The organism is Streptomyces sp. NPDC058685 (assembly GCF_042714725.1).
Taxonomy (GTDB): Bacteria; Actinomycetota; Actinomycetes; order Streptomycetales; family Streptomycetaceae; genus Streptomyces.
Genome location: NZ_JBHXSL010000015.1, coordinates 36,698 through 46,274 on the forward strand (window position 1 = coordinate 36,698; position 9,577 = coordinate 46,274).

A 9,577-nucleotide genomic window follows, 5' to 3' on the forward strand; every position below is an offset into this window, starting at 1 on the left:
CCGATCCGGTCGCAAACCCCGGCCCGGCGCGCCGGATCGCCGCGGGCCACGCGCCCGCCAACACCCCCCCCCCCGCGGCTTCAAAAACCCCAACACACGCCGGCCCGGACGTCTTGTGACGTCCGGCCCGCTGGTCACGTCGCTCTCACCGGCCCGTCACGGGCCGGCGAGCGGTCTCAGGCGGTGTTGCGGCGCTTGCGCGCGGCCCACATGATGCCGCCGCCCGCGACGATGACCACGGCAGCAGCGCCGGCGATCAGCGGGGTGGAGCTGGAGGAGCCGGTCTCGGCCAGGTCGTCGGTGCCCGCGTTGGGGGTCGGCGCGCTGGAGGGGACCGGGGCGTCGGTGGTGGGCGGCGTGGTGCTCGGCGCCTCGGACGGGGCCGGCGCGGAGGAGCTCGGGGTGTTCGACGGCGTCGCCGACGGCGGCGGGTTGTCGTCGTCCTCGCACACCGGCGCCGTCTTGGTGTCGTCGACCGAGAACTTCTCGCCGTCGCTCGCCTTCACGATCAGGCGGAGGGCGAGCTCCTTGTCGTGCTTCGGGAGCTCGATCTTCTTGTGGAACTCGTTCTGGAACGTCTCGGTGGGCAGCAGGTCCTTGCCGTCCGCGGTGATCGTCACGGTGTTCTCGGACTTGGCGCCGTAGGCGGTCAGGTCGACGCTGACCTCGGTGCAGCTCGCCGACCACTTCGGCGTGTGGGCGAACGCCGGGCCGGCGGCCAGGCCGACGCCGAGGACGCCGGCGGCCGCGGCCGCTATGAGGGCCCCGGAACGCCGCCGCGATGTGTTGCTGGTTGTCACTGATTCCTCCACTGTTGCCGCGCCACCCTTCTGGCGGTGCGCGCACAGTACCGCCACCACCTCAACTGTGGGCACCCGCCCCACCCCCCTCTTCCGGTTTCTAAACCTCCTCATTACCCGGGCTTGTCGCAGCAGTTGGCGTGAAGCGATCGTTCACGCAGGAGTTCGCGCGGATTGTCCCGGGGTACCTGGTCACGGCACTCGTCCATGCCGCCCGGGCACGGCCGGTGCTCAACCGGCCCCTACCTACGGTGAGAACAGTGGATCGCCAGCAAACCGACGCCAGGACCCGGATCACCGTGCTGGTCGCGCTCGCGGCCAACCTGCTGATCGCCGCCGCCAAAGCGGTCGGCGGGCTCGTCACGGCGTCGCCCGCACTGCTCTCCGAGGCGGCACATTCCGTCGCGGACAGCGTCAACGAAGTCTTCCTGCTGGTCGCGCTGCGCCGCAGCCGCCGCTCGCCCGACGCCCGCCATCCGTTCGGCTACGGCAAGGAGCGCTACTTCTGGTCGCTGCTGGCCGCCGTCGGCATCTTCGTCATGGGCGGCTGCTTCTCCTTCTACCAGGGCATCCACGCGCTCGGCGAGGACAGGCAGGAGTCGCACGCCGGCTATCTCGCGGGGCTGGCGGTGCTCGCCGTCGCCCTGATCGCCGAGGGCGGCTCACTGGTGCGCGCCCTCTACCAGTTGCGCGGGCAGAAGGAGGGCGCGGCTGATCCCGCCCTGCGCACGGTCATAGCCGAGGACGGCACGGCCGTGCTCGGTGTGCTGCTCGCCATGGCCGGAATGGGACTCCACATGATCACCGGTCAGGTCGTCTGGGAAGCGTCGGCCTCGCTCGCGATCGGTCTGCTGCTCGTGTACGTCGCCTACCGGCTCGGCCGCGAGGCCCGTGACCGGCTGATCGGCGAGGCGGTCACTCCCGAACTGCGGGAGCGTCTCAGCGAATTCCTCCACGGCCAGCCCGAGATCGACAATGTCGCGGAGCTTCTCACCATGCGGCTCGGGATGGACTCGACGCTGGTCGCCGCGCGCGTCGATCTGACACCGGGGTTCGACAGCGAGGAGGTCGAACTCGTCTGTGTGCGGATCAAGAAGAGGATCGCCGCGACCTGGCCGCAGGCCGACCATGTCTTCCTGGACATCACGGAGGCGCCCGCGGCCTGAGGAGACCGGGTGCGCCCACGGCCTGAGGAGACCGGAGGCGCCCGCGACCCGGAAGGTGTTCCCCTCGCGCACTGCACGCCCCGCCGGATCCTCGCCGGCGAAGCGTCGTCGGATCAGTCCTCCGGCTTGTTCGGCTGGGACTGCGCTTCGTCGGCATGCCGGATACGGGCCCAGGCCGGCAGCAGGAACCAGCAGACGACGAACCACAGAACCATCGCGACCACCAGCCAGATGGCCAGGGAGTTGTGCAGGGCCACCCTCAGGATGAGCAGCAGCGCGGAGGCCATGGTGCAGAGCAGCAGGACGAGCCCGAGGACGGTGAGGCGCGAAGCCCACACCACCGTCTGCGGCTTCAGTCGCTTGCCGGTCAGCAGACGATGGAAGGAGACGGGCCCTATGAGCGCCCCGGTGGTCGCCGCACCCAGCATCACGGTCGCCACATAGATGTCCTGGTCGGTCTCTGACAGACCCGTGAACCGGGGCTGGAAGACCACGGTCAGCAGGAATCCGAACAGGATCTGGACACCGGTCTGGGCGACGCGCAGTTCCTGGAGGAGATCCGTCCATTTCCGGTCGGCCCTTTCCTCCTCCGTCTCCTCACGGCCGCGGTCCCGGTCGGCCTCTGTCCGGGCCATCGGGAGCCTCCCGTCCCGTCACGGAACCGCACCCCCGGCTCTATGCGGCGTCCTGCATGATTTCCCTGCGCAGCCGGTCACAGGAATGGCTGATCAGTCTCGACACGTGCATCTGGGAGATACCGAGGTCCTCGGCGATGCTGCTCTGTGTCATGTCCCGGAAGAAGCGCATATAGAGAATGCGCCGCTCCCTCTCGGGCAGCCGGCGCAGTTTCGGCTTGACGGCCTCACGGTCGATGATCACGTCGAGTGCCGGGTCGGAGCTGCCCATGGCGTCGGCCATCGTGTGGCCGCGCTCGGTACCCGGGATCGCCGCGTCGAGGGAGAGGGGGCTGAAGGATCCGATGGCCTCCAGTCCGGCCCGGGTCTCCTCGAGCGAGAGCCCTGCCCTGGCCGCGATCTCCTCCTCGGTCGGCGCGCGGCCCGAGACGGTCTGGGCAAGCTCGTGCTGGGCGGTCCGGACGCGGTTGCGCTGGTCCTGGACCCGCCGCGGTACGTGCAGCGACCACATGTGGTCCCGGAAGTGCCGCTTCACCTCTCCGGTGATCGTCGGCACGGCGTAGCTGACGAAGGCGCAGCCGCGATCGGGGTCGTACCGGTCGACGGCCTTGACCAGGCCGAGGGCCGCCACCTGGCGCAGGTCCTCCAGGGTCTCGCCGCGGTTCTTGAACCGGGCGGCGAGGCGCTCCGCCATCGGAAGCCAGGCGTTCACCAGGTCCTGGCGCAGTATGTCGCGCTCATGACCCGGGGGAAGGGTGGAAAGCCGGTCGAACGCGGCCTGGGTGTCGGGGGCGTCGTGGTGCATGTGCTTCGTGCTCGCGTGTGTGCGCATGATGCGCGCCACTCCCTCACGGTGCGAACGGGAATGATGGCGTCCATGGGCCGGTGGACTCGCTCACGCCGGGGCGTGATTCCGCTCCACGGACGTGCCTCCGGTCCGAAGCACAATCTGCGCCTGCCCCTGCCGCATCGCATCAAACGCGGCGTTCCCGGGCCAATTTCCTTAATCGTTCAAACAGAAACGTCGACAGGTCGCTCGCATGGGTGTCGCGGCCGCCTCGGGAAATTCACCGACATTCGCCACCGAATTCAGCCGAGGGATTCGAGCCTCCTGCGGGCGGGCGCCAGCGACCGGCCACGGGACCACATCCCTTCCCACGGCTTCCTCCGAGCCTGTTCCTGAGCATCCCTCACCGTCCAGCGCCGCGCGGTCAGTTCGGGGTCCTCCAACTGCTCCCAGGTGATCGGCGTGGCGACGGGTGCGCCCGGCTTCGCCCGTATCGAGTAGGGCGCGACGGCCGTCTGGGCATAGGCGTTGCGCTGGATGTCCAGATAGAGCCGGCCCTCCCGGGCCTTCTTCCGTACGGCGGTGGTCAGCCTGTCCGGATCACGCTCGGCGAGTTTCTCCGCCACGTCGTGGGCGAACGCCCGGGTCTCGTCGAAGTCCGCGTCACCGGACAGCGGCACGATCACATGCAGTCCCCTGGACCCCGTCGTCATCAGCGCCGACGGCAGCCGGAGCTCGTCCAGCAGCTCGCCGAGCTGCCGGGCCGCCCGGCGTACGGCCTCGAAGTCGTCCTCGGCGGGGTCCAGATCGAAGACCATCCGGTCGGGCCGATCCAGCTGCTTCACCTTCGACTGCCAGCGGTGGAACGTGAGCGTGGCCTGGTCGGCGAGGAAGAGCAGGGTCGCCGTGCTGTCGCAGACCGGGTGGACCACCGTGCCGTCGGCCTTGTCCACCTCCACGCGGTGGATCCATTCCGGGTAGGTGTCCGGTGTCTGCTTCTGCATGAAGCGCAGGCCGCCGATGCCGTCGGGATGCCGTTCCAGCATCAGCGGCCTGTCCTTCAGATGGGGGACCATGAAGGGCGCGATGCCGCGGTAGTAGCCGACGATGTCCTCCTTGGTGAGGCCGTCGTCGGGGAAGAGCTTCTTGTCGGGCCGGTGGATCTCCACGGTGTGCTGTCCGGCCCGCACGCTCTTCGTGCTCATCGCGCCTCCCTCGTCTCCCGTACGGCAGCGGTGCCCGCGATCAGCGCACCACGGCCTCCTCCACGAGCAGTTGCACCGCGGCCGCGATCGATTCGGCGTCGATGCCCGAGAGATGCAGCTGCTCCGCGGACGTGGCGGATCCGGGCATGTTCTGCACGCCGAGCCGGATCAGGCGGGGCAGCGGGCGGCCGTCCGACAGGGCCGCTGCGACGGCGTCGCCGATACCGCCCTGGGGCCGGTGGTCCTCCACGGTCATGAGACAGCCGGTGGCCCCGGCCGCCTCCTGGAGCGTCGCGGCGTCGACCGGCTTGACCGAGTAGAGGTCGATGACGCGGATGCCGATGCCCTGGGCCTCCAGCAGGTCGGCTGCCCGCAGGGCCTCGTGGACGGTGACGCCGGCGGCGACGACGGTGACCCGGTCCTGGTCGCCGGAGCGCAGCACACGGGAGCCGCCGACCGGGAAGTCCTCGTCGGGCCCGTACAGGACCGGTGTCTCGCCCCTGCTGGTGCGCAGGTAGCCGATGCCGGGCAGGTCCGCCATGGCCTCGACCAGCCGGGCGGTCTGGTTGGCGTCGCACGGGTACAGCACCGTACTGCCGTACACCGCACGGAACATGGCCAGGTCTTCGAGGCCCATCTGGGAGGGACCGTCCTCACCGATCGCGACGCCGGCGTGCGAGCCGACCAGATTGATCGGCGCGTGCGACACCGCCGCCATCCGGACGAAGTCGTAGGCACGCGTCAGGAACGCGGCGAAGGTGGACGCGAACGGGATGTAGCCGCGGGTGCGCATCCCCACCGCCGCCGCGACCAGTTGCTGTTCGGCGATGTAGCACTCGAAGAAGCGGTCGGGGTGTTCCTTGGCGAAGGCGGCCGTGCGGGTCGAGTCGGCCACCTCGCCGTCCAGGGCCACGATCTCCGGGCGCACCGAGCCGAGAGCGGCGAGCGCTTCCCCGAAGGCGTCGCGGGTGGCGACCGCGGTGCCGACGTCGTACGCCGGCATCTCCGCCCGGCCGCCGCGTGATCCGTACAGGACGCGTGCAGCGGGCGGCGCCGCCACGTCCACCGTGATGAAGCGCGGTCCGCCCAGCTCCTCGATGGCCTTCTCGGCGTCGGGCAGGGGCTTGCCGTGCTTGCCCTCACGGTCCTCGACATCGTGGACCCCGCGTCCCTTGTGGGTCCGGGCGATGATCGCGGTCGGCTTCTGGATCGTCGACTCCGCCTCGGCGAAGGCAGAGTCGATGGCGCTCACGTCGTGGCCGTCGATCTCGATGGTGTGCCAGCCGAAAGCGTGCAGCCGGCGGGCATAGGCGTCGAGGTCCCACTCGTGGCGGGTGGGACCGCGCTGTCCCAGCCGGTTGACGTCGATGATCAGCGTCACGTTGTCGAGATGCTCGTAGGCGGCGTGCTCCACGGCCTCCCACACCGAGCCCTCGGCCATCTCGCTGTCGCCCGACAGAACCCAGACGCGGTAGGGGATCTGGTCGAGCCGCTTGCCCGCGAGGGCCATGCCGACACCGACGGGAAGTCCCTGGCCGAGCGATCCGGTGGCCACGTCGACCCAGGGCAGGCGGGGTGTCGGATGTCCTTCCATACGGCTGTGGAGCCGGCGGAAGGTGAGCAGTTCCTCGTCGTCGATGACGCCCGCGGCACGGTACATGGCGTACAGCAGTGGTGAGGCGTGCCCCTTGGACAGGATGAGCCGGTCGTTGCCGGGGTGGTCGGGCTGCGCGAAGTCGTAGCGCAGATGGTTGGCCAGCAGTACGGCACCGAGGTCGGCGGCCGACATGGAGGAGGTCGGGTGACCCGACTGCGCGGCGTCGGCGGCGCGGACGGAGTCCACCCGCAACTGCTGTCCGAGTTCTGCGAGTTGGTCGTTTCGCATCTCAATGCTCCTTGGAGGAACCGCCCGGGACCCTGGCCCGCTCCGGTGACGCGCTGTCCAGCGGGACCGACCATGAGCGCACGAGGCCCAGTTGGACGGACTGGCGGGGCAGAGCGGCATCGAGCAGCCAGTCGGCCGCGACGCGTACGCGGTTGCCCGGCATGGCCGCGAGGTGGTAGCCGCGGGTGACCGCTCCTGCGAGCGGTCCGGACAGCGGTATGCCCAGTGGGTTGGCGGCCGCCTTGACGCCGCCGAGGTCGACGAGGAATCCCAGATCGTGGTGTTCGTACGGGCGTTTCTCGCCGTGGCCGAGGGAAGCGGCGACGTTGTGGCCCGCCAGCTTGCCCTGGCGCGAGGCGTGCTGAGCCGTCATCGGTGTGTACTCACCGGGCCGTGTCACATCGGGCACCGCCGCGGCGTCGCCGCAGGCGAAGACCTCGGGACGGCCCGGAACCCCCAGATCGCGCTCCACCAGCAGACGGCCGCGCTCCACGGGCAGTCCGACGCCGGACACCAGCGGATCGGGACGCACGCCCACGCACCAGACGAGCGTCCGGGTGGGGACGAACTCCCCGTTGTCCAGGTGCACTCCGTCGCGTGTCGCCTCACTGACCGAGGTATTGGTGCGCACGTGGACGCCCCGCTCGCGCAGTACCCGGTCCGCGGTGCGGGAGAGCGTGCGGTCGAGTTCGGGCAGGACGCGGTCGGCGATGTCGAGGAGCATCCAGCGCGGCCGGCCACCGACGCCCTGCCCGGTCTGCCTGCGGGCGAGGGCGTCGGTGAACAGCTGTCCCTGCGCGGCGACTTCGGTGCCGGTGTATCCGGCCCCGACGACCACGAAGGTGCGTCGTGCGACGTCCTCATCGGTGAAGGGGCCGGGGCCGGCCAGCTCGATCTGACGTGTGATGTGGTCGCGCAGGTACAGCGCCTCGGGAAGTCCCCGGAAGCCGTGCGCGTGCTCGGCGACGCCGGGCACGGGCAGCAGTTTGTTCACGCTTCCCACGGCCAGGACGAGACGGTCGTAGCGCAGCTCGCCACGGCCGTCCTCGGGATCCGTGTAGTGGACCGTACGCGCATCGAGATCCACGCGATCCGCCTCGCCCAGGACCAGCCGCACCCCCGGCAGCATGTCGGGCAGCGAAACGGTCACCCTGCGCGGTTCCAGTATCCCCGCGGCGACCTGTGGCAGCAGCGGCAGATAGAGGAAGTAGTCGGTGGGGTTCAGCAGCACGATGTCCACCTCGCCCCGAAGGGTCCGGGAGAGTGTGCGGGCTGCCTGGAAGCCGGCGAAGCCGGCTCCGACGACGACGACACGGGAACGATTCACGATCGACTCCGGGGCTGGAGTACGGACTGGTGAACGGCCTCCCGAGTGCCCGTGAGACCCCCCGCCAAACCCGGCGGCCGCGAGTTCCGTCACTCGTACGTGCGGCGCTCCTCGGTCACCACGGGCGTGGTCGGCGGTACGACGACGCGCCGGCGTTTGGCGATGCTGCTGAACGTCACGACCCCGATGATGCCGACGGCCATCAGAATCAGGCCGATCACATCGAGGTTGGCGCCTTTCATCTCCCAGTCGGTGGCGAATGTGAGGATCGCACCGACGGCGATGAGGATGATGCACCCACCCAGGCCCATCTGACTCACCTTCCTGTACGGACGGTTGGTCTTCCGCGAGTACCCCCGGAGGGGCCCGTCATGCTCGCGGAAGGCTTGCCGAGCTGTGGGGGACGGCGGTTCGGGGAACGGTTGCGGCACGGCTTCGGGCGCGGACCGCCGTCCGCACCCGAAGCACCCCTCATCCCTTTTCCCATGGCCGCTCGGCCCGTCCAGCGGGTCTCCGCGCTGATCGCCCTCAAACCCCCGATCTCCGCGTCCGTCGATCTCGATCCCACGACCGCCTCCCCGCATACAGCGACCGTCGACGGGTACTGCGGGGCGCGACGGACACTGTCCGGTCCCCTGCCGGCCCACGGCGGGACCGCGCGGAGAAGGCGAGGAGCCATGGCACAGCCCGTGCGGGACGTCATGGCCGCCGGCGTGGCCGCCGTCCGCCCGGACGCCTCCCTCGTCGAAGCGGCGCGTGTGATGCGCGCCCTGGACGTGGGCGATGTCCTGGTGGCCGACGGCCACCGGATCGTCGGCGTCGTCAGCGATCGCGACATCGCCGTGCGCGCCGTGGCGGACGGCATCGACCCGGTGACCGTCAGCGCGGAGGCCGTGTGCACGGCGGATCCGGTGTGCATCGATCCCGACGCGGAGGTCTCGACCGCCGTACGCCTCATGCGGACGCATGCGGTGCGGCGGCTGCCCGTGGTCGAGGACGGCCGTCCCCTGGAGATGCTGCGCATCGGCGACTTGGCGGTGGCGCAGGACCCGGACTCGGCACTCGCGGACATCAGCATGGCGGAGGGGAAGGCCTGACCGGCTCCCCGGCCGCCCCATCGAAGGAGCGACCCTCATGAAGATCGCATTTCTCGTTGCGCCCGAAGGCATCGAGCAGGTCGAACTCACGGATCCGTGGAAGGCCGTCGAGGCGGCGGGCGACACCCCGAGCCTCATCTCCACGCAATCGGGCCGCGTCCAGGCCTTCGACCATCTCGACAAGGCGGACACGTTCCCCGTGGACCAGGTGGTGGGCGAGGCCTCCGTCGACGAGTTCGGCGGGCTCGTCCTGCCGGGCGGCGTAGCAAATCCGGATGCCCTGCGCATGGACGAACAGGCGGTCGCGTTCGTCCGCGCGTTCTTCGACGCGGGCAAGCCCGTGGCGGCCATCTGTCACGCCCCCTGGACCCTGATCGAGGCGGACGTGGTGGGCGGCCGGACGGTGACCTCCTGGCCGAGTCTGCGGACGGACCTGCGCAACGCCGGCGCGACCTGGGTGGACGAGCAGGTGCAGGTCTGCACATCGGGCCCGAACACCCTGATCACGAGCCGCAAGCCGGACGACCTCAAGGCATTCGACGCCGCGTTCACCGAGGCGTTCGCCAAGGTCTCGGCCGGCTGACGAACCGTCCCGTGGTGGCGGGCCCCGCACCACCGGGCCGCCACCGCCGCGGGCCCACCGGCCGGCCGGGGGACCGAGGGGGCGGCGGCGGC

Annotated in this window: 10 protein-coding genes; 3 read left to right on the forward strand and 7 right to left on the reverse strand. The window is 70.2% G+C overall.

The features are described 5' to 3' along the window. Positions 1-176 precede the first annotated feature (176 nt). Positions 177-800 (reverse strand): LAETG motif-containing sortase-dependent surface protein, encoded by a 624-nt coding sequence (locus ACFWU3_RS15435; RefSeq protein ID WP_384436656.1) that lies wholly within the window; start codon positions 798-800, stop codon positions 177-179. Positions 801-1,060: 260 nt separating this feature from the next. Here ACFWU3_RS15435 and ACFWU3_RS15440 point away from each other — a divergent pair, with 260 nt between their 5' ends. Further along, entirely contained in the window at positions 1,061-1,966 is a 906-nt protein-coding gene (locus ACFWU3_RS15440; RefSeq protein ID WP_384436659.1) for a cation diffusion facilitator family transporter, read from the forward strand. 113 nt (positions 1,967-2,079) lie between these two features. Here ACFWU3_RS15440 and ACFWU3_RS15445 read toward each other — a convergent pair whose 3' ends face one another. The 6 genes from ACFWU3_RS15445 to ACFWU3_RS15470 all read right to left on the reverse strand — a co-directional run bounded on the left by ACFWU3_RS15445 (position 2,080) and on the right by ACFWU3_RS15470 (position 8,116). After that, positions 2,080-2,601: a DUF6328 family protein gene (locus ACFWU3_RS15445; RefSeq protein WP_384436662.1), complete on the reverse strand. Its 522-nt coding sequence runs from the start codon at positions 2,599-2,601 to the stop codon at positions 2,080-2,082. 40 nt (positions 2,602-2,641) lie between these two features. Continuing rightward, complete coding sequence (locus tag ACFWU3_RS15450) at positions 2,642-3,433, reverse strand: SigB/SigF/SigG family RNA polymerase sigma factor (RefSeq protein ID WP_384436665.1); 792 nt, start codon at positions 3,431-3,433, stop codon at positions 2,642-2,644. 257 nt (positions 3,434-3,690) lie between these two features. Further along, on the reverse strand, positions 3,691-4,593 hold the full coding sequence (gene ligD, locus ACFWU3_RS15455; protein WP_384436668.1) for a non-homologous end-joining DNA ligase: 903 nt from the start codon (positions 4,591-4,593) through the stop codon (positions 3,691-3,693). Positions 4,594-4,633: 40 nt separating this feature from the next. Beyond that, positions 4,634-6,478 carry a transketolase gene (locus tag ACFWU3_RS15460; protein ID WP_384436670.1) on the reverse strand — a complete coding sequence of 615 codons (1,845 nt, stop codon included), beginning with the start codon at positions 6,476-6,478 and terminating at the stop codon, positions 4,634-4,636. Between the two features lies 1 nt (position 6,479). Then, a complete protein-coding gene (locus tag ACFWU3_RS15465) occupies positions 6,480-7,805 on the reverse strand; it encodes an NAD(P)/FAD-dependent oxidoreductase (RefSeq protein WP_384436673.1) in 1,326 nt (441 codons plus the stop codon). Positions 7,806-7,894: 89 nt separating this feature from the next. Continuing rightward, positions 7,895-8,116 carry a DUF6458 family protein gene (locus ACFWU3_RS15470; RefSeq protein WP_384436676.1) on the reverse strand — a complete coding sequence of 74 codons (222 nt, stop codon included), beginning with the start codon at positions 8,114-8,116 and terminating at the stop codon, positions 7,895-7,897. A 366-nt stretch (positions 8,117-8,482) separates the two neighbouring features. Between ACFWU3_RS15470 and ACFWU3_RS15475 the strand changes: the two genes are divergently transcribed. Together ACFWU3_RS15475 and ACFWU3_RS15480 are read left to right on the forward strand one after the other, a co-directional pair. Continuing rightward, on the forward strand, positions 8,483-8,902 hold the full coding sequence (locus ACFWU3_RS15475; RefSeq protein WP_384436679.1) for a CBS domain-containing protein: 420 nt from the start codon (positions 8,483-8,485) through the stop codon (positions 8,900-8,902). A 37-nt stretch (positions 8,903-8,939) separates the two neighbouring features. After that, positions 8,940-9,485 carry a type 1 glutamine amidotransferase domain-containing protein gene (locus ACFWU3_RS15480; protein ID WP_384436682.1) on the forward strand — a complete coding sequence of 182 codons (546 nt, stop codon included), beginning with the start codon at positions 8,940-8,942 and terminating at the stop codon, positions 9,483-9,485. Positions 9,486-9,577 lie beyond the last annotated feature (92 nt).